At 63.6% G+C, this 19,293-nt stretch carries 20 protein-coding genes and 1 pseudogene; 11 read left to right on the top strand and 10 right to left on the bottom strand.

Features of this window, described 5'->3' with window-relative positions; genetic code table 11:
- Positions 1-11 precede the first annotated feature (11 nt).
- The gene (locus tag E0D86_RS09410) at positions 12-587 is read right to left on the bottom strand and encodes a GNAT family N-acetyltransferase (protein WP_131649740.1); all 576 of its coding nucleotides are present in this window, start codon (positions 585-587) and stop codon (positions 12-14) included.
- Positions 588-653: 66 nt separating this feature from the next.
- Here E0D86_RS09410 and E0D86_RS09405 point away from each other — a divergent pair, with 66 nt between their 5' ends.
- Together E0D86_RS09405 and E0D86_RS09400 are read left to right on the top strand one after the other, a co-directional pair.
- Positions 654-1,574 (top strand): histone deacetylase, encoded by a 921-nt coding sequence (locus E0D86_RS09405; RefSeq protein ID WP_131649739.1) that lies wholly within the window; start codon positions 654-656, stop codon positions 1,572-1,574.
- Between the two features lie 107 nt (positions 1,575-1,681).
- Positions 1,682-2,947, top strand: a complete 1,266-nt coding sequence (locus E0D86_RS09400) for a TIGR03862 family flavoprotein (RefSeq protein ID WP_177493034.1) — start codon at positions 1,682-1,684, stop codon at positions 2,945-2,947.
- Between the two features lie 65 nt (positions 2,948-3,012).
- Here E0D86_RS09400 and E0D86_RS09395 read toward each other — a convergent pair whose 3' ends face one another.
- A complete protein-coding gene (locus E0D86_RS09395; protein ID WP_256681187.1) occupies positions 3,013-3,912 on the bottom strand; it encodes a helix-turn-helix domain-containing protein in 900 nt (299 codons plus the stop codon).
- A gap of 435 nt (positions 3,913-4,347) precedes the next feature.
- On the opposite strand from E0D86_RS09395, the gene E0D86_RS09390 reads away from it, so the two are divergent.
- Both E0D86_RS09390 and E0D86_RS09385 read left to right on the top strand, forming a co-directional pair.
- On the top strand, positions 4,348-5,112 hold the full coding sequence (locus E0D86_RS09390) for an SDR family NAD(P)-dependent oxidoreductase (protein WP_131649736.1): 765 nt from the start codon (positions 4,348-4,350) through the stop codon (positions 5,110-5,112).
- Positions 5,113-5,134: 22 nt separating this feature from the next.
- Positions 5,135-5,257, top strand: a pseudogene (locus E0D86_RS09385) (hypothetical protein); the annotation flags it as partial.
- A 136-nt stretch (positions 5,258-5,393) separates the two neighbouring features.
- Here E0D86_RS09385 and E0D86_RS09380 read toward each other — a convergent pair.
- The 5 genes from E0D86_RS09380 to E0D86_RS09360 all read right to left on the bottom strand — a co-directional run bounded on the left by E0D86_RS09380 (position 5,394) and on the right by E0D86_RS09360 (position 9,825).
- A complete protein-coding gene (locus E0D86_RS09380; protein WP_131649735.1) occupies positions 5,394-6,413 on the bottom strand; it encodes a CNNM domain-containing protein in 1,020 nt (339 codons plus the stop codon).
- A gap of 165 nt (positions 6,414-6,578) precedes the next feature.
- A complete protein-coding gene (locus E0D86_RS09375; protein ID WP_131649734.1) occupies positions 6,579-6,893 on the bottom strand; it encodes an AzlD family protein in 315 nt (104 codons plus the stop codon).
- The gene (locus tag E0D86_RS09370) at positions 6,890-7,600 is read right to left on the bottom strand and encodes an AzlC family ABC transporter permease (protein WP_131650039.1); all 711 of its coding nucleotides are present in this window, start codon (positions 7,598-7,600) and stop codon (positions 6,890-6,892) included. Before E0D86_RS09370 ends, E0D86_RS09375 begins: the two co-directional genes overlap by 4 nt.
- 230 nt (positions 7,601-7,830) lie before the next feature.
- Complete coding sequence (locus E0D86_RS09365; protein WP_131649733.1) at positions 7,831-9,159, bottom strand: DEAD/DEAH box helicase; 1,329 nt, start codon at positions 9,157-9,159, stop codon at positions 7,831-7,833.
- 189 nt (positions 9,160-9,348) lie between these two features.
- Positions 9,349-9,825 carry an NYN domain-containing protein gene (locus E0D86_RS09360; RefSeq protein WP_131649732.1) on the bottom strand — a complete coding sequence of 159 codons (477 nt, stop codon included), beginning with the start codon at positions 9,823-9,825 and terminating at the stop codon, positions 9,349-9,351.
- A gap of 275 nt (positions 9,826-10,100) precedes the next feature.
- On the opposite strand from E0D86_RS09360, the gene E0D86_RS09355 reads away from it, so the two are divergent.
- Complete coding sequence (locus E0D86_RS09355; protein ID WP_131649731.1) at positions 10,101-10,799, top strand: YciC family protein; 699 nt, start codon at positions 10,101-10,103, stop codon at positions 10,797-10,799.
- Between the two features lie 49 nt (positions 10,800-10,848).
- On the top strand, positions 10,849-11,283 hold the full coding sequence (locus tag E0D86_RS09350; RefSeq protein ID WP_131649730.1) for a VOC family protein: 435 nt from the start codon (positions 10,849-10,851) through the stop codon (positions 11,281-11,283).
- A gap of 220 nt (positions 11,284-11,503) precedes the next feature.
- Here the strand turns inward: E0D86_RS09350 and E0D86_RS09345 are convergent, their stop codons facing one another.
- Entirely contained in the window at positions 11,504-12,346 is an 843-nt protein-coding gene (locus tag E0D86_RS09345) for an SDR family oxidoreductase (protein ID WP_131649729.1), read from the bottom strand.
- Between the two features lie 207 nt (positions 12,347-12,553).
- Between E0D86_RS09345 and E0D86_RS09340 the strand changes: the two genes are divergently transcribed.
- Complete coding sequence (locus tag E0D86_RS09340) at positions 12,554-13,300, top strand: ABC transporter substrate-binding protein (RefSeq protein ID WP_131649728.1); 747 nt, start codon at positions 12,554-12,556, stop codon at positions 13,298-13,300.
- Positions 13,301-13,390: 90 nt separating this feature from the next.
- Here the strand turns inward: E0D86_RS09340 and hrpB are convergent, their stop codons facing one another.
- Entirely contained in the window at positions 13,391-15,919 is a 2,529-nt protein-coding gene (gene hrpB, locus E0D86_RS09335; RefSeq protein WP_131649727.1) for an ATP-dependent helicase HrpB, read from the bottom strand.
- Between the two features lie 214 nt (positions 15,920-16,133).
- Between hrpB and E0D86_RS09330 the strand changes: the two genes are divergently transcribed.
- The 4 genes from E0D86_RS09330 (at position 16,134) to E0D86_RS09315 (ending at position 18,693) form a co-directional block, all read left to right on the top strand.
- Positions 16,134-16,550, top strand: coding sequence for a polyribonucleotide nucleotidyltransferase (locus tag E0D86_RS09330; protein WP_131649726.1), 417 nt, complete (start codon positions 16,134-16,136; stop codon positions 16,548-16,550).
- Complete coding sequence (locus E0D86_RS09325; RefSeq protein ID WP_131649725.1) at positions 16,550-17,488, top strand: cation diffusion facilitator family transporter; 939 nt, start codon at positions 16,550-16,552, stop codon at positions 17,486-17,488. Before E0D86_RS09330 ends, E0D86_RS09325 begins: the two co-directional genes overlap by 1 nt.
- A 299-nt stretch (positions 17,489-17,787) precedes the next feature.
- Positions 17,788-18,267 (top strand): Lrp/AsnC family transcriptional regulator, encoded by a 480-nt coding sequence (locus E0D86_RS09320; protein WP_131649724.1) that lies wholly within the window; start codon positions 17,788-17,790, stop codon positions 18,265-18,267.
- A 207-nt stretch (positions 18,268-18,474) separates the two neighbouring features.
- Entirely contained in the window at positions 18,475-18,693 is a 219-nt protein-coding gene (locus E0D86_RS09315; protein ID WP_131649723.1) for a DUF2788 domain-containing protein, read from the top strand.
- Between the two features lie 21 nt (positions 18,694-18,714).
- Here the strand turns inward: E0D86_RS09315 and E0D86_RS09310 are convergent, their stop codons facing one another.
- Positions 18,715-19,281 carry a pseudouridine synthase gene (locus tag E0D86_RS09310; protein ID WP_165914230.1) on the bottom strand — a complete coding sequence of 189 codons (567 nt, stop codon included), beginning with the start codon at positions 19,279-19,281 and terminating at the stop codon, positions 18,715-18,717.
- Positions 19,282-19,293: the final 12 nt, after the last annotated feature.

Here is a 19,293-nt window from a genome sequence, read left to right as displayed (position 1 = left end):
AGCAATTGTGCTTATCGTCGGGCAATGGCCCGGTTATCCCGGCGCATCCGGTACAGCACGTGTGGGCGCAGCGGATGCCCCTCGGCCACGCCAGGGTGTTCGAAGTCTTCCTCTGGTTCATGCTGCATGCCAAGGGCTACCATCAGCCCTCTGGACGGTTCGTTGAGCGCAGCGGTATAGGCCACCACCTCCGCCAGTTGCAGACGTTCGAAGGCGCAGTCCAGAGCCGCCTCCGCCGCTTCGCGGGCCAGGCCCTGGCGCCACTGATCGCTGGCGAGTCGCCAACCGATCTCCACGGCAGGGCAAAACGGCTGTTGCAGGCGGCTCCAGGCCAGACCGGCCATGCCGATGAAGCGCCCGTCGTCCTTGCGCTCCAACGCCCAGAAACCGAAGCCGTGCCGCGCGAAGTGAATACGGCAGCGCGCCATCGCCGCCGCGCAGTCGTCACGCGAGAGCAACGCCGGGAAATAGCGCATCACCCGTGGGTCGGAGCACATCTGGGTCAATGGTGTGAGGTCGCTGTCTTGCCAGCCGCGCAAGCGCAGGCGCGGTGTCTCCAGTTCGATACGTACTGTCGCTTCTTCCATGCCGCTTCCTTGAGAGGGCCGTTGCCGAGTCGGCATACTTCCGGCTGACCACTCGGGCGCCGAACGATGTCTCTACCGTTGATCTTTCATGATGATTACAGCCCGCCGTTACCGTCCGGGCATCGCTTTCCGATGGAAAAGTTTCGGCTGCTGCGTGATCACCTGATTGCGAGCGGTTTGACCACGGATGAAGCACTGTTGCGCCCGGAAATCTGCCCGGCCGACATCCTTGCTCTCGCCCATGACCGCACTTACGTCGAGCGCTACTGCACGGGAGACATGAACCGCGAGGAACTGCGCCGCCTCGGCCTGCCCTGGAGCCCGCAACTGGCGCAACGCACGCTGCGCGCGGTCGGCGGTTCGCTGCTGGCTGCCGAGCAAGCGCTGGAATATGGGCTGGCCTGTCACCTGGCGGGTGGCACGCACCACGCGCACCACGACCACGCCTCGGGCTTCTGCATTTTCAATGACCTGGCGGTGATCGCCCTGTCGCTGCTGGAAAGCGGCCGGGTTGGTCGTGTGCTGATCTTCGACTGCGACGTGCACCAGGGCGACGGCACCGCGCGCATCCTCGAACAGGTGCCGGATGCGGTGACCGTGTCGCTGCATTGCGAGAAGAATTTTCCGGCGCGCAAGGCGCGAAGCGACTGGGACATCGGCCTGGCACCGGGCCTGGGCGACGCCGATTACCTCAAAACGGTGAACGACACGCTGGATTATCTGCTGCCCCTGTACCAGCCGGATCTGGTGATCTACGACGCCGGCGTCGACGTCCACCGTGACGACGCGCTGGGCCTGCTCAACATCAGCGATGAGGGGCTGGCAATGCGCGACAGCGCGGTCATCGAACATTGCCTGGGGCGCGGCATTCCGCTGGTCGGGCTGATCGGCGGCGGCTACGACAAGGACCGCGCCCTGCTTGCCCGGCGCCATGCGCAACTGCATTTCAGCGCCGCCGCAGCCTGGGAGCGTTACGGGCTGGGTTGAAGCCGTATTTGGCTAGGGCTTTTTGTATGGGCGGATGCACGATGATGTCGGCGAGTATCGGAACGGCATTCGCTACAATGCCGGCCTCGTACCGCCAGGCCCGAACCATGCTTTCGATTCCTACGCCTACCCGCGTCGCCATCATCGGCGGCGGCCCAGCCGGGCTAATGGCTGCCGAAGTGCTGAGCCAGGCCGGCATTGCGGTCGACCTCTACGACGCCATGCCCTCGGTGGGTCGCAAGTTCCTGCTGGCCGGCGTCGGCGGCATGAACATCACTCACGCCGAGGATTTCGCCGCATTCGTCGAGCGCTACCGCGAACGGGCCGGCGAGCTGCGGCCGCTACTCGAAGCCTTCGATCCAAATGCATTGCGCGAGTGGATTCACAGCCTAGGCATCGACACCTTCGTCGGCAGCTCCGGCCGGGTGTTCCCCACCGACATGAAGGCCGCGCCGCTGCTGCGCGCCTGGCTCAAGCGCCTGCGCGACAGCGGCGTGCAGATTCACACCCGCCGCCGCTGGCTGGGCTGGAGCGACGATGGCCAGTTGCGTATCGCCGGGCCGGAAGGCGAAACGCTGCTGAAACCGGATGCCACCCTGCTCGCCTTGGGCGGCGGTAGCTGGGCTCGGCTGGGATCGGACGGCGCCTGGGTGCCGCTGCTTGAAGCCCGTGGTGTCGCCATCGCGCCGCTGCAGCCAGCCAATTGCGGTTTCGAGGTGGCGGGCTGGAGCGCGCACCTCGTCGAGAAATTCGCCGGTGCGCCGCTGAAGACCGTCAGCCTGGCTTTGCCCGGCGAAACACCGCGCAGGGGCGAATTCGTCCTCACCGCGACCGGCATCGAAGGCAGCCTGGTCTATGCGCTGTCGGCGAACGTCCGTGAGCGGATCAACGCAACGGGCTCGGCATCCGTTCTGCTCGACCTGTTGCCGGATCGCTCCCACGCGCAGATCGCCGCCGCTCTGGCCAAACCGCGCGGCTCACAGTCCACGGCCAAGCACTTGCATCGCCAGTTGAAGCTGGACGGCGTAAAGGCCGCCCTGCTGCGCGAACTCACCGACGCCGAAACCTTCCAGAGCCCGCAAGCACTCGCCGCAGCGATTAAGGCCCTGCCGATCACCCTGCTGCGCCCACGCCCACTGGACGAAGCCATCAGCAGCGCGGGCGGCGTGCCCTTCGAGGTGCTGGACGACAAGCTGATGTTGCGCCAGCTGCCCGGCGTGTTCTGCGCAGGCGAAATGCTCGACTGGGAAGCGCCGACCGGAGGCTATCTGCTCACCGCCTGCTTCGCGAGCGGCCGCGCCGCAGCCGAGGGCATGCTGCGTTGGCTGACGGCGAAGCCTGAGCCGAACCCCATCGCCCATGCGGGCACCTAGACAATGAATAGGACGCCGTTGATCGGTGCCGCACATAAGCTGCAAGACTTCAACGCAGGCCGAAATCACATCCGGCGATAGCCTCTCGGCGTCACGCCCACCTCACGACGAAAGACTTGGGAAAAGTGGCTGGGACTCGAATAGCCAACTTCCATGCTGATCTCGATGACGCTCATCTCCGTCTCCAGCAATAGATGGCGTGCGCGAGACATGCGCAGGCGGATGAAATATTGCGAGGGCGACAGGCCCGTGGCGCGCTTGAACAGGCGGCTGAAGTGGTAGTCGCTAAGGCCGGCGATCTGCCCCAGGTGAGGCAGGCAGAACTCCTCGGCCAGACGCGCCTTCATAGTTTCGATGACGCGGCGCAACTTGTAGGTCTGTAGCGCATTCGCGCCCCTGGCGGCGTTGTGCGGGTCCGGGTAGGTGCGCACCAGATGTATGGCCAGCGCCTGGGCCAGGCTGTGCACGAATAGCGGGCTGGGCTGACGCTTGCTGAACAGCTCCAGCCGCAGCTGTTCGAGCAGAAAGGTCACACGCTCATCACGAGCGCCGGAGACATCGAGAAAACTCACCGGGTTGCAGTTGTCACCGTACAGATCGCGCGCGGCCTGCTCGATCAGCGGCAGGCTGAGATAAAGATGCATCACTTCGAAACGGGCGTCGCCCTGCACCTGCCAGCGCATCTCGTATGGCTCCCTGGTGCTGGTCAGGAAGAAGTCACCAGCGTGAACCTCGGTGGCTTGCCATTCGCCATCGAAGGCACGTTCTTCGACCGTAGCCGCGCCGGACAGCACCAGCACCAGCAACGGCTCCACCACGGCGGGAACCAGGATAGGTTCGGCAAGGCCCTGATAGCTGAACAGTTGCACTACCACATCCTGCACTTGCGGGCGCGGCGGCAGGGACAGCGGCTTGCCGGGTAAAAAGTGCGGCATCGCTTCGGCGATCACGCGCTGGCCGTCCATCACGGGAGGCAGATCAGAATCGGATTGCTGCAAGGATGGCTCCATTGCGAAGTCCACAAAAACGCGACGCGATCGAAGAGGTTAGCTCAGGGCCGGTATCTGGGATGTGTATCTGGTCGGGCTAATGCGCTGGATGGAAGCCCTCACCCCGACCCTCTCCCCAAAGGGGCGAGGGGGCGGATTGAAGCCACTGAATCATCGTGGGTGGGCCTGACACCTGAGCAATCCCCTCGCCCTGCGGGAGAGGGCTAGGGTGAGGGGTAGGCGGTTAGCACCAAAGGACGACTGGCTATTCTCAGCTTCGAGCAAGACTCCAACAGTCCGCGCAAGGCCGCGAAAGCCGTGGTGCCGGGTTTGCGCGACAGTGAGCCCGACATCGCTCACAAGCGCCCGGCTGGCGAATGTCTCGCCCGGCCCGTATCGGAGGAAATACGCATGACTGATATCACATACCGCGTTCCCCAGGAAGTCGAAGGCAAGGTCGCCCTGGTTACCGGAGCCGCCAGCGGCATCGGCAAGGCCATCGCGCTAATGCTGCATGCACGTGGCGCGAAGGTGGTTGCCGAGGATCTGAACCCCGACGTAGAGGCGTTGGCGCAGCCCGGGCTGGTGCCCCTGGTGGCTGACATCACCGCCGACGGCGCGGCCGAGCGTGCGGTGGGGCTGGCGGTGGAACAGTTCGGACGGCTGGATATTCTGGTCAACAACGCCGGGATCATCATCAACAAGCCGGTCATCGAAATGACCCGCGAGGATTGGGAGCGCATCCAGGCGACCAACGTCACCGCAGCCTTCCTGCATTCGCGCGAGGCGATCAAGGCGATGCTGCCGAACCGCTCAGGCGCCATCGTCAACATTGCCTCCTACGCCTCGTACTTCGCCTTTCCCACCATCGCCGCCTACGCGGCCTCCAAAGGCGCGCTGGCACAACTGACGCGCACCCTGGCGCTGGAGGCAATCGAGCACGGCATTCGCGTCAATGCCATCGGCGTAGGCGATGTGGTCACGAACATCCTCAACGAGGTCGTCGACGACGGCCCCGGCTTTCTGGCCAAGCACGGCGAAGCCGCGCCCATCGGTCGCGCTGCACAACCGGAAGAGATCGCCGAGGTGGTGGCCTTTCTGGCCTCGGACCGCGCCAGCTTCATGGTCGGCTCGGTCGTAATGGTCGATGGCGGCATGACGGTGACGGCCGGCTGAGAGCGGAGCCAAATTCACGGCCGTTTCCTTCGAGGCGCTCGACGACAAACTGATGCTGCGCCAGCTACCGGGCGTGTTCTGCGCCGGTGAGATGCTCGACTGGAAGGCGCAGACCGGCGGCTACCTGCTCATCGCCTCTTCGTGAGCAAGGCAGCGGCCGGACGATATTGCGGTGGCTGGCTGGCGTTAAGCGAATCGATGGTCGTGCAGCATGGCCGGCACATGAGCGCGCGACTCACGATGACTCAAGGCTGTATCGGCCCTACGAGCTGAGCGTCAGCCTAGTCCCGCGCCGCTTTGATGCGGTGTTCCCAGCGTCGTTTCGCGAAGCGGCGCATGTTGGGAATGTCATCGGTCTCGTCCATGATCGGCTGGCCGATGATGTATTCGATCACGTCTTCCAGCGTCACCAGCCCTTGCCAGCTGCCGAACTCGTCATAGACGAGGCACATGTGCTGACGCTCACGCATCAGCTGAGTCATCAGGTTTTCTACGCTCGTCAGTTCCGAGGTGATCTTGATGGGCTTCATGATCGAGGCGACGGTGCTGTCATCCGCTGCGGCCAGAATGTCATAACGAAAGACCACGCCCAGCGGATCTTCGTTGTCGCCGATGACGGGATAGCGCGAGAACTGGCTTTCGCTGACCTTTTGTTTGAACGCCGCGACGCTGTCGTCCGGCGACGCATACTCGCACACAGTCCTTGGGGTCAGGATCGCGCGGAGCTTGATTTCGTGGAGGTCCAGAATATTGCCGATGACGCGCTGCTCGTCCTCGTCCAACTGGTTCGTCTCCCGGCCGAGCAGGGCCAGCGCCTTGATCTCCTGACGAACGTTATGCTCCGGCTCCTTGCCGCCAAACAGCCGCATGATGAAATCGGAAACGACAATGAACGGCTTGAGCAGAACGATCATTCCCTTGAGGAATGGAGGCAGGAACGGCGCCAGCTCCCGCCAATACCGCGCACCGATGGTTTTCGGCAGGATTTCCGAGAGAACCAGGATCAGGACGGTCATGATGGCGGACGCAGCACCAAGGTAGCCGCTGCCGAACACGACCGTGACCTGGGCGCCAACGCCCGTCGCGCCGACCGTATGGGCAACCGTATTCAACGTGAGAATGGCGGCCAACGGCTGGTCGACCTTCTCCTTCAGGTGCTTGAGGCGTTCATAGAGCTTGGGATTCGTCACCTTCTGGTGTGCGATGAAACTCGGGGTAATCGATAGAAGCGCCGCTTCCAGGATCGAACAGATGAAGGAAACGAGGATGGACAGAACAGCGAAAGCGATCAGGAGGGCCATAGGGCGGCGAGGTGGCTACGTAGTGAGGAATCTGCAATTTACAGGAACCTGCAATGACCTTGCGTTTGCAGGGGGTTCATCCTTGCTACATTTCATTTCTGCGACTAACCACAGCTCGCGGCCCGGCTAGGCCCCGCTCACTTGCCTCCAGCGAAGCCGTCCTTATCAACCGGAGAGCTGCCTGAACAGCGCGACTGCGATCACCCCAGCAGCGATCGCGGGCAACGGTTTCTTGAGCATCAACATCGTGACAGCCGTAACCAAGAAAGCCAGTCGAGCGCCGTTGTCTCCATTAACCGCCATGGGTGTAAGCAACGCCACCAGCACTGAGCCAGACATAGCGCTGATGAATTGCTCGGTCCTGCGGTTGATGGGCACGAACGACATCACGAACACACCGCCCCAGCGGGTTGCCAAGGTCACCACGGCCATGATCAGGATGATGATCAGCGCGCCAGAACCTGCCGTTTCCAAAGTCAATTCTGCTTCTCCATCCACAACGCGCCCAATATGCCGCCTGCGAGCGCGCCTGCAACGACATGGCTATTGGCGGGCAGATACCAGTACGCCAACATCGATGAACATCCGGCGACGATCCAGACAATGGCCATCCGCAGATCTTTCTTGCCGCCAACGACCATCGCCAACAGGAAACACCCCATGACCATGTCCAATCCCAGGCTGACCGGATCATGGATGGCACTGCCGAAATAAAGGCCAAGCCAGGTCCCAAGCACCCAGAACGTCCAGAGCGCGAGACCGCCACCGAACAAGATACCCAGCCCAGGCTCATTGCGTCCGAACGCTTGCATCGACATCGCCCAATTGGCGTCCGAGACGACGAACATGACGGCATAGCGCTTCGACGGCGGCAATTGACGCAACCACGGATACAAGGTCGCGCCCATCAACAGATGCCGGGCATTGACGGCAAATACGGTTACCACCAGCGGAACGAGCGGAACATGGGTGCCCCAGAGTTCCAGCGAGGCAAACTGTGAAGCGCCGGCAAAGACCAGGCCGCTCATGAGCATGATGGAATAACTATCCAACCCGGCCTGCGCCGCAGCCAGACCAAAGGCCAAACCAAACACCACGACAAAAAGCGAAATAGGCGTCAGCTGCTTGAAGCCGGCCCATACGTCATGGCGGCTGAGCGCGTGAAGTTCTGCATCAGTATTTGCCAAAAGCCACCTCTTTTTCCCTTTCAATAGCTGTAGATGGGCCCGACGAACAAAGCGCGCCCCATGAACGCGTGGGTCCCGGTTGAAAGCCGTTTCATTCAGGAAGCATCAAACGACGGTCGTCTAGGCTCACCGCCGCATGAGCAAGACGACGCCGTCATGCAGCAAAGCGTCATGCAGCAACAAGGCTTTCGCCGAGGAATGTCGCCGCACGCAACAGGAGCATCGTTTCCTCAACGCTTCTTTCCAGCGGGCTTCGCCCCACCCAGACTCGGCACTTTTCGGATCGCCTTCGCGTTGGGTTTTTCACTTTCGTCGAACCAGTTGCCCAGATGAACCCGCCCTTTAGCGGCGTTCTCCTTGGGTTTCTTTGGCTTTTTCGGCTTCTTGATGATCTGCCCGCCGGGCTGGGTGGCCGGCACACGGTGATCGGGGACGAAGCCGGGCTCGTCATGGCGCGGCAACACCTGGTTGATCAGCGTCTCGATGGCGGCGAGCTGGTCGACTTCGTCGGCCGCCACCAGAGAAATCGCTTCACCGAAAGCACCCGCGCGGCCGGTACGGCCAATGCGGTGCACGTAGTCCTCCGCGACGATTGGCAGGTCGAAGTTGACCACCTGCGGCAGGTCATGGATATCCAGCCCGCGAGCGGCCACGTCGGTAGCGACCAGCACTTGCACTTCGCCGGCCTTGAAGCGCTCCAGCGCACGCAGTCGGCTCGCTTGCGGCCGGTCGCCGTGAATCGCATCGCTGGCGATGCCCTTTGCCTGCAACTCCTCGACCAGTTGATCGACGCCCTTGCGGGTCTTGGCGAACACCAGCACCTGGCCCCAGCGTTTTTCTGCCAGCAAGTACAGGAAAAGTTCGCTCTTGCGCTTCTTGTCCACCGGAACCAGCCATTGCTTGACGGTTTTGGCGGCGGCGTTGCGCGGGCTAACCTCGATGGACAGCGGGTCGCGCAACAGCTCGCCAGCCATCTGGCGGATGGCATCGGAAAAGGTTGCGGAGAACAGCAGGGTCTGACGCTTCTTCGGCAGCGCGCTGAACAGGTCGTCCAGTTCTTGGGCGAAGCCCAGATCGAGCATACGGTCGGCTTCGTCCAGCACCAGCGCCTGCACCTGGCCGAACTTCACGGCGTTCTGTCGGTACAGGTCGAGCAGCCGACCCGGCGTCGCCACCAGCACGTCGATGCCCTTGCGCAGCGCCATCATCTGCGGATTGATGCTGACCCCGCCGTAGACCGCATAGGTGCGCAGCGGCAGGCTCTGGCCGTAAGTCCGAAAGCTTTCGTGGACTTGCTCGGCCAGCTCGCGGGTCGGCACCAGCACCAGCGCGCGAATCGAGTTACTCGCCACCTGCGGCCCTTCGTGGAGTAACCGCTGCAGCAACGGCAAGGCGAAACCCGCGGTTTTGCCGGTGCCGGTCTGCGCTGCGGCCATCAGGTCGCGACCCTTGAGCACGGCGGGAATCGCCTTGGCCTGAACCGGGGTCGGCGTGGTGTAGTCGAGGGATTCGAGCGTGCGCAGCAACGGATCGATCAGGCCCAGGGAGGCGAAGGTCATGGCGAGAACCGGACGATAAAAAACGGGGCGTGCAGTTTACTCGCAAACGCTGGCTGGACGAGAAACGCGTCGTGCTGCGCTGTTCTGCAAAAGGTGCGCGGAGCGCACCCTACGGACGACACGGCGCCCCCAAATAGGGGCGCTCCGCGCACCGTTTCCCGTCCAGCCTCCCCAGTGCTTTTTCGGCTCTTAACTCTTCAACAATAACTTTCCTTCGATCGGCACATAACGCGTAGCGGCGCGGATCAGCGATTGCGCGGTCAGCCCCGGCACGCCGTAGGCGGTGGCTTCGGCGCCGTCGGCGCGTACGCGGTCGAGCAGCAGGTCGAAATCGCCATCGCCGGAGGCCAGCGCCACTTCATCGACGCGTGCGGCAGCGTCCAGCACGTCGATGGTGATGCCCACATCCCAGTCGCCCTTGGCCGAGCCGTCGCTGCGCTGGATATAAGGCTTGAGCTTCACGGTGAAGCCGAGGTTGCGCAGGATCTGCTGAAACTGCTGTTGTTTGGCGTCGCCGCGATCAATGGCGTAGGCATAGGCCTCGACGATCTCGCCGCGCGCGCTGACCTCGGCCCACAGGGCGGCGTAGTTGAAATGACAACCGTGGGCCTGGCGGACCGTGTAGTAGAGGTTCTGCACATCGGCAAACAGGGCGATCTTCTTCACGCGGCAACCCGAATCGAGAAAGGCGGGCCAGTATGCAGACTGTGTGAAAACGTAGCGAGCGAAGGTTAGGCGGGGCCGCCCAGGCAAGAACTAGGCGGCCCCACAAAAACAGGCGAGGAAGCGGACTAGGCTCGCATCCGAGCCTGTTTTTAACGCCGCATAACCGAGCGCAGCAGTTTTCACACAGCCTGCTTGGACGGCAATATCGCGCATGTCGCTGCCCGATTTCTTGGGCTAAAGTGCGCGCCTGTTTTTCCGAGACGGTTCCGACCGCGATGAATGTCCTGACCATCCTCCGTGACGCCTGGTATTTCTATTCCCGCAATCTGGCGTCGATTGCGCGTCTTTGCCTGCCGCTGATCGCGCTGGAGAGCTGCGCCAGGCTGGCCGTCGAGCACTGGTTCCGCAAGGATGCGGTGCCGGCGCAGGAGCTGCTGGTCGGCATGGTGTTCTACCCCTTGTACATCGGCGCGCTGATCCTGTTTCTAGACGCCCGCAGCCGTGGCCATGCGCCGCCGCTGCGTGAGGTGCTGGCGCGTGCCGTGCCGCTATGGCCGTCGATGGCGGTACTGGCCGGGCTGGGCACCCTGCTGATCATGCTCGGCGCCTCGCTGTTCGTGCTGCCGGGGCTGTGGGTGATGGTCAAGATCGCCTTCGCTGAATATCTGCTGATCCTGCGTGGCTTGAGCCCACTGGCGGCACTGAAGGAAAGCTTCCTGCAGACTCGCGGCCACTTTCTTCTGGTGTTCGGCTGCATCCTTGCGGTGCTGCTGCCGCTGTGGCTTCTCGAAGCCTGGCTGGCCGCCCAGCTCTGGGCCGGCGAGGCACCGCCCGGGCTGATCGCCGTACTGGTCGACAGCGCCGTCGGGATGGTGCAGTTGCTGGCCACGGTAGTGCTGTTCCGCTGCTTCATGCTCTGCAGCGAACCAACCATCGACCGCGATGCAAAAAACGAGCAGCCGGACGGCGAGTAACGATTCGTCGGTCTAGGCTTGGTTGCTCTCACCTTCGGAGCACTAAGTCATGACCGACCAGAATCCCAGCATCCTGTCCCACGTCTCCCTGGGCACCAACCGCTTCGAGCAAGCCGCGACCTTCTACGACCAGACGCTCGCAACCCTAGGCTGCAAACGCATCATGAGCCACCCCGGCGCGGTGGCCTGGGGCCGAGAATATCCTGAGTTCTGGCTGCAGACGCCCATCGATGGCCAGCCGGCTAGTCTTGGCAACGGCACGCATGTTGGCTTCTTCGCCGCGGACAAAGCATCGGTGGACGCCTTCCACCGTGCCGCGCTGGCAGCCGGCGCAACGGATGAAGGCGCGCCGGGACCGCGGCAGGAGTACGGCGAGCCTTACTACGGCTGCTTCGTGCGCGATCTCGACGGCCACAAGATCGAAGCGGCGTACTGGGACATGGAGCTGGTGCAACAGTTATATGGCGATGCGCAGCCGAGCTGACGGCATTGGCTCTCATCGAAGCGACAGAAATCGCGACGAAAACAGCGCAGCCCTGCGCTAAAAAGCCAAAAGCATCGCGCCGAGGGCGGCCCTCCTACAAAAGCCAAAGCACACACCGCACCGTTTTCGTAGGAGGCGCACCCTCGCGGCGATTGCAGGCCACAGGCCTGTAGCAGATTCAAAGGCATCGCGCCGGGGCGGCCTTTCCACGAAAGCGGCGTCAGTTGATGCTTCTTGATAACCGATTGCCCGCCAACCGTGGCAGCAACACATGCTCGAACAACCGTGGAAAGCAGCGCGCCACCATCCGCGCGCGCCAGTCGAGATTCGATAGCACCAGCAGCCGCCGCCGTTTCAGCGCGCCCTGAAAAATAGCTTCGGCCACGTCCTGCGGCGATGCCACCCGACCCACGGCCAGCACTGGCTGCGGCGCGGTAGAGCCATCGCCGATCAGCACGTTTTTGCGCAGATCGGTGGCGGTATAGCCGGGACAGACCAGCATCACGTTGACACCGGTATCGCTCAACTCGCTGCGCAGGGCCTCGAACAGCCCATGCAACGCATGCTTGCTGGCGTTGTAGGCGCCGCGGTCGGGTACCGGTGCGTATTGCGAGAGCGAACTCAGCACGATGACCTGCCCGCGACGCGGCCTCAGGCTCGGTAACGCCGCCTGGGTGCAGTGCAGAGCGCCATAGAAATTCACCGCCATGATCCGCTCGAACACCGCCAGGCTGGTGTCGGCCACGCGGCTGCGATGGGTGATGCCGGCATTGTTGATCAGCACGTCGATACCGCCGAAGCGTTCCACCACCAGCGCCACGGCCTGCTGCACCGCCGCCGCATCCGACACATCGCAGCGCAGCCCCAGGGCATCGGCGTTGTGATGATCGACCAGATGCTGGACCAGGCCATCGAGCGCGTTCTGCTCCAGATCGAAAATCACCAACCGCGCCCCGGCCTGCGCCATCCGCTCGGCCAGCGCCCGACCGATTCCGGCGCATCCGCCCGTGATCAGCACCACCTTGCGATCGAAAACCTTGTTGGCGAACACCTTGCGATACATAGACCACTCCACCGAAATGAACGGGGCCGCCCATAGGAGCAAGAGCGGCCACATCGTCGGTTGAGCATAGCCAGCCAGAACCGGCTCCGCCTCAGCGGCTATGAACGCCGTGGCCACCACTCGACGCCCGGCCCGTCGCCATTCTGGACACGGAGGCGTCCGGCAACCATGCTTGCACTATGCAATCACAAGGGTCGGTGAATTACCTTGAAAGCTCTCCTCTGGATCTCGTTTACGGCCTCCCTGGCGGGACCCTGCTTCGCTGCGCCCGAGGCCGAGCCGCTGCGCACCCTGACGGTCGGGTACTACGACTTTCCGCCCGCGGTTTACAGCGATCCGCAGGGCCAGCCGCAGGGACCGCTGGTGGGCCTCACTCACCGGGTAGTCGAACGCGCCGGCTATCGAGCGCAATTTCGCGCATTTCCCAGCGCACGCCTGTATGCGGCCTTGAAGAGCGGCGCCGTCGATCTGTGGCCAGGTGCACCAGGCAAACCGGAGCTGGCTGCGGACACGCTGGAGGGACGCGCAACCCTGGCGCAGATCAGCCTCAACCTCTACCACCGCTCGGACACACCAGCGCCAAAGGTGCCGGAGAGCCTGCGCAAACGTGGCGTTATCATCATCGGCGGCTACAACTACTGGCCGGTGGTGACCCAGATGCTGCACGACCCGCAGCTAGGCATTCGTCTGCATCGCACCAGCAGCCATGCCTCGGCACTTGAAATGCTGCAGCACCGCCGCGCGGACTACCTGCTCGATTATCAGATTCCGGTGAACCAGGCTTTGCAGCACTTCGGCATACAAGCGCTGCCCTACGTGAACGTCCACAAGGTACCGATCCGCTTCATCGCGTCGCGTCGGCTGAGCGACAGCCAAGCGGTTCTCGACGCATTGGATCGCGCCTACGCCGAGATGGCCGCCGCAGGCGAGGATCTAAGCCTGCCGGGGGAATAAGGAAAGCTGAAAGCGGGAATGTCCCGCTGAGAAGCGTCAAACTTTGCGCTTCTAGCTTTGTTTTCCGGCTTCAAGATTCAAGCTGCTTCTTTACGTTCCGCGCGGCTTGGCGCGCGCCGTGGGCTCGGCGACCAACGGATCATCCGGCCAATAGTGCTTGGGGTAGCGCCCCTTCAGATCCTTTTTCACCTCGCTATAGGTATTGGCCCAGAAGCTCGCCAGATGCTGCGTCACCTGCACCGGACGGCGCGCCGGGGAAAGCAGGTGCAGCTTCACCGCCTGCCTCCCGCCGGCAATACGCGGCGTGTCGGCCAAGCCGAACAGCTCTTGCAGACGTACCGCCAGCACCGGCGGCGACTCGCTGTAATCAAGCCGCACCCGCGAGCCGGAAGGCACGGCGATGGCGACCGGGGCCAGCTCGTCGAGCCGCTGCGGCAACGGCCAGGGCAGCAATGTTGCCAGCATGCTTTTCAGGTCCAGCTGAGCGAAGTGGGCCAGCCGTGAAACCTTGCCCAGGTACGGTAGCAGCCAATCTTCGAGACGGTCGAGCAACGCCGTGTCGCTGACGTCCGGCCATTCGCTGGCTGCTCCGGCATCCAGATCGAGCTGCCGAAGCAAGGCGATGCGCGCCTGCCATTGGCGAATCTCTGGCGTCCAGGGCAGCAACTCCAGCCCCTTGCGGCGCACCAGCCCGAGCAGGGCGCGGCCGCGCCCCTCTTCATCCAGCCCCGGCAAGGGTTCACGGCTGAGTACTAGTTCGCCGACGCGCCGCTGCCGTTCGGCACGCAGCACGCCTTCTCGTTCGTCCCATTCCAGCGCGTCGTGTGGGCTGACCTGCTCGGCCAGCACCTCGTCGAACAGCGTAGGATCCAGTGCCGCGGCACGATAGATGCGCTCTTCGCGCTGGCCCTGACGGCTGCCCAGTTCGGCGATCACTAGCCAGGGCTCCTTCATCAGCGCGTCCGGCTCGCCGAATACCGCCGCCCGCCCATTGGCCAGACGGTACTCGCCACCGCTCTCGCGGCGCTGCCGGGCGATTCGGTCGGGATAAGCGAAGGCCAGCAGCGCGCCATGCCAGCGCTGATCATCGGCATCGCTCGGAACAGTACCCGCCGGGTCGCGCAGCAGACCGCGAAATTGCCGGGCCAGCTGACGCACCCGCTGCGCGCCGGCATGTCGCCCCGCGCTACCGGCGAGCATTCCGAGGCGGGTGGAGACATCGCTGCCGTCGCGCTGGCTGCCGCGCTGAATGTCGCGCTCTACCAGCAATGCAGCGAGATCAGCCGCCAGCGGACCAAGCCCCAGCGCCTGGCCGCGCAGCAACATATGGGCGATGCGCGGATGCGCCGGCAATTCGGCCATGGCCTGACCGTGAGCGGTCAGCTGCCAACCGCCGCGGGCGTTACGGCTGAGCGCGCCGAGGCGCTGCAGCAGATCCTGCGCCTGCCCATAAGCGGCCACAGGCGGCGCGTCCAGCCAGCTCAGCTCATCCGGCTCGACGCCCCATCGCGCCAGTTGCAGCGCCACCCCGGCCAGATCGGCCTGGAGGATTTCCGCTTCGCCATAGGCCGCCAGTTGCGCGTGCTGATCTTCGGACCACAGCCGATAGCAGGCCCCTGGTTCCAGACGTCCGGCGCGACCGGCCCGCTGAGTCGCCGAGGCGCGGGAGACGCGACGGGTTTCCAGGCGGGTCATGCCGCTGCCGGGATCGAATCGCGGCACCCGCGCCAAGCCAGCATCGACCACCACCCGCACGCCTTCGATGGTCAGGCTGGTCTCGGCGATGTTGGTCGCCAGCACCACCTTGCGCTTGCCGTCCGGTGCCGGTTCGATGGCCGCACGCTGGGCGCTCAGCTCCAATTCGCCGTGCAGCGGGCACAGCATCACCTCGTCCCGCTCCGCCAGTTGCTCGTCCAGGGCATCGTTCACGCGGCGGATTTCGGCCTGTCCCGGCAAGAAGACCAGCACGCTGCCGGATTCCTCATCCAGCGCCTGCAAGACCGTTTGCACCACTCTTTGCTCGATGCGCTCGCCTGGCTGAAACGGTCGCCCCCAACGCTGAATGACCGGATACATGCGCCCTTCGCTGCGCACCACCGGGGCATCGTCGAGCAGGCTCGACAGCCGCGCACCTTCCAGCGTGGCGGACATCAGCAGCAGCTTGAGCGGCTCATCGCGCAGCAGTACGCGCGCATTGAGGGTCAGCGCCAGAGCCAGATCGGCATCCAGGCTGCGCTCGTGGAATTCGTCGAAAATCACCAACCCCACGCCTTCGAGCGCTGGATCGTCTTGCAGTCGGCGCGCCAGGATGCCTTCGGTGACCACTTCGATACGGGTATTCGGCCCGACCTTGCTGTCCAGACGGATGCGATAACCGACAGTCTCGCCGACCTTCCCCCCAAGCTCACTGGCCAGCCGTTCGGCCGCAGCGCGAGCGGCCAGCCGCCGTGGCTCAAGCATCAGGATGGTTTGCCCGTCCAGCCACGGCTCGTCCAGCAACGCCAGCGGAACGCGGGTGGTCTTGCCGGCGCCGGGGGGTGCTTCGAGCACCGCTTCGTCACGGTTTCGTAGGGCCTGGCGCAGCGCCGGCAGGGCTTGATCGATCGGCAGGGAAATCATGGGCACTCCGCGTGAGGGCGAAGATTGTAAAGGTAAAGAAGGGCAAAGCGCTGGAGGCTGGAAAGCTGGACGACAAGGCAACTCGGTCGCCTTTTCCTTCAACTCCAGCCTCCAGTGCAGGACGTGGCGAACGGTCACCCGGGCAAGACAGTCTGATGTCGAGAAAACATCACGCGGCCCTTGTATAGTTGCGCCCACTTTTTCGGAGGTCCTTATGCGTACTCGTTCCCGTGTTATCGGCGGCGTGCTGGCCGTCTCCCTGTTCACTCAACTGACCGCCTGCGGCACGCTGTTCTACCCCGACCGCCGCGGCCAGATCGACGGCAAGATCGATCCGGCCATCGCCGTAGCCAACGCCGTCGGTCTGCTGTTCTATGTGATCCCCGGCCTGATCGCCTTCGGTATCGATTTCGCGACTGGTGCGATCTATCTGCCCGACAACGAATATTCCATGGCCCCGGAAAAACTCCAGGAAGCCATCGGCGCGGACGGCGTGATCGACCAGGCCAGACTCAAGGCCATCATCGAAGCGGAAACCGGCCGCAGCCTGCCGCTGAATGACCCGCGCCTGATTCAGCACGACGGCAGCATCGAGCAACTGGCCGCCTTCGGACTGCGTCCCGCCGCTTGATGCAGCACACCAGCGAACGGCGCAAGGGCGTCAGCGCCGAGCACGCGCGTCTTATGCGCCGTGCCACGCGTCTGGCTTTGGCCGTGGCGTTGACGCTGGCGGCAAGCAAGGCGCTGGCCTGGTGGATGAGCGGTTCGGTCAGCCTACTGGCCGGTCTTACCGATTCGCTGCTGGACGGCGCCGCCTCGCTGCTCAATCTGCTGGCGGTGCACTACTCGCTGCGTCCCGCCGATGACGATCATCGATACGGCCACGGCAAGGCCGAAGCGCTAGCCGGGCTTGGCCAGGGTGCGTTCATTTCGGTGAGCGCGATCCTGGTCTGCGTCCAAGGTGTCGACCGCATGCTGCATCCGCAACCGCTGGGCGCGCCGACGCTGGGCATCGCGGTGATGCTGCTGTCGCTGGCGCTGACCGTGGCGCTGCTGGCTTACCAGCGTCATGTGGTGCGTGAAACCGGCTCCACGGCGATCCGCGCCGACTCGCTGCACTACCGTTCCGACCTGCTACTCAACAGCAGCATCCTCGTGGCCCTGATCCTCGCCGGGTACGGCTGGGATCGTCTGGATGCGGTCTTCGGCATCGCCATCGCGGTGTACATCTTCTGGAGCGCGCTGAGCATCGTGCGCGAAGCCGGCGCGGTGCTGATGGACACCGAACTGCCGCCGGACGTCAGCGAGGACATGCATCGGCTGGCCTGCGCTGTGCCCGGCGTGGTTGGCTGTCATGACCTTCGCACCCGCGTCTCTGGCACCCGGTGGTTCGTGCAACTACATCTGGAGCTGCCCGGCCAGTTGCCGCTGATCGAGGCCCATGCGCTCTGCGAGGCGGTCGAGACGGCCATTCAGGACCGCTACCCGCGCGCCGAGGTGCTGGTCCATGCCGACCCGCAGGAGGTGGTGAGGCCGCGCCCAGCGCCGGAACCTGCCGGCAATCCATAAAAAAAGACCACGTGGCGAGACGTGGTCTTTTTACTGCTGAATTCGCTGACCGCTTGTGGCGGGATCTTCGGCAGCGCCTTGTGAGCGGTGCTGGCCCGGACCGATGACCTCGATAAAGGTCGGCGGTTGGCGCGGCGGGATAAGTGCCGCGTCAGTTCTGCCGGGGGCTGAAGTTGAATAAAGCTTACGCCCCGCGCTCCGGCAGATGTTTGCGAAGATTGCTCAAATTGACAGGGATTGCGCAATTCATACGCGACGGAGCATAGTTCCACGCAATCAAACCATGCGAGCCATTCGAAATGAGCAAACTCGACCGCCATGACCTACGAATTCTCGCCGAATTGCAGCACGACGCGCGTATCTCCAATCAGGACCTGGCCGAGCGTATCGGCTTGTCGCCTTCGCCCTGCTCACGACGGGTCAAACAGCTCGAGGATGACGGCTACATCGCGCGCCAGGTCGCCCTGCTGGACCGCAAGAAGCTGGGCCTGACCCTGACTGCTTACGTATTGATCGGGATGGACCGGCACACGCCAGACCGCTTCGAACACTTCGAAGGGGTGATTGGCAAATGCGCGGAAGTGCTGGAATGCAGCCTGGTCACCGGGATGGACGCCGATTACCAGCTCAAGGTCGTGGTGCCCGACATGGAGCACTATCAGGCCTTTCTGCTCGGCACGCTGACGCGCATCGAAGGCGTCTCCAGCGTACGTTCGAGTTTCGTGCTGCGTCAGGTGTCGTCCAGTACCGAACTGCCACTGCAACACCTGCGCGCCTGAGACCCATTGCCGCGCCGGGAATCGACGCTGCCGGACTTGGCGTATAATCGCCGCCGCCTTGCTATGCCCCGGCGCGCACCACTTATAGAAATAGCGTCTCGCTCGTCGATAAATGTTCGCCGGCTGTCATAGCTGTATCGACTCAGGCCATGTGAAAACCACTGTGCTCGCTCGTTTTCATACAGACCTAACCAAGCGGAGTAATCGATGGAGCCCGAAGTTTTCGAAAAATGGATGATGATCGTCCTGGTCGGCGGCCTGATCGCCTTCATGGCGTTCATCATCTGGGACCTGGCCAAGAAATCGAAAGCCGGTCGACTCGGTACGACCATTCTGTTCCTGGGGCTGGGCCTGTGCCTGTTCGCGTTCATCGCCAAACCAATCATCGGCTACATCATCGAAGTGACACAGGGCATTCCGCACTGACTCGGCTTTCAGCGCCGACGCTCACAAATGCGCCGGCACTTCCCGCCATTCGCCCGGCTGCAGGCCATCCAGCGCCCAGGGCCCGATCCTGACCCGCACCAGCCGCAACGTCGGCAGCCCGACCGCCGCCGTCATGCGCCGGACCTGCCGGTTGCGACCCTCACGAATCACCAGTTCCAGCCAGCTGGTCGGCACCAACTTGCGAAAGCGTACCGGCGGACTGCGCGGCCATAGCGCCGGTTCATCGAGCGCACGGGCTTCGGCGGGCAGCGTCATGCCATCGTTGAGTTCGACGCCTTCGCGCAGCCTCGCCAGTTGTTCTTCGCTCGCCTCGCCTTCGACCTGCACCCAGTAGGTCTTCGCCAGCTTGTGCCTGGGATCGGCGATTCGCGCCTGCAGCTGGCCGTCGTTGGTCAGCAGCAACAGCCCCTCACTGTCGCGATCCAGGCGGCCGGCGGGATAGACGCCAGCTACTGGCACGAAGTCCTTGAGCGTGGCGCGTCCATCGGCATCGTTGAACTGGGTAAGCACGTCGAAGGGTTTGTTCAGCAGCAGCAAGCGCGGTTCGGCCGGCGGCGCCTTGGCCACGCGGCGAGGCTT

It is taken from the genome of Pseudomonas sp. IC_126 (assembly GCF_004331835.1).
Lineage (GTDB): Bacteria > Pseudomonadota > Gammaproteobacteria > Pseudomonadales > Pseudomonadaceae > Stutzerimonas.
This window is presented reverse-complemented; position numbering and strand designations above follow the sequence as displayed.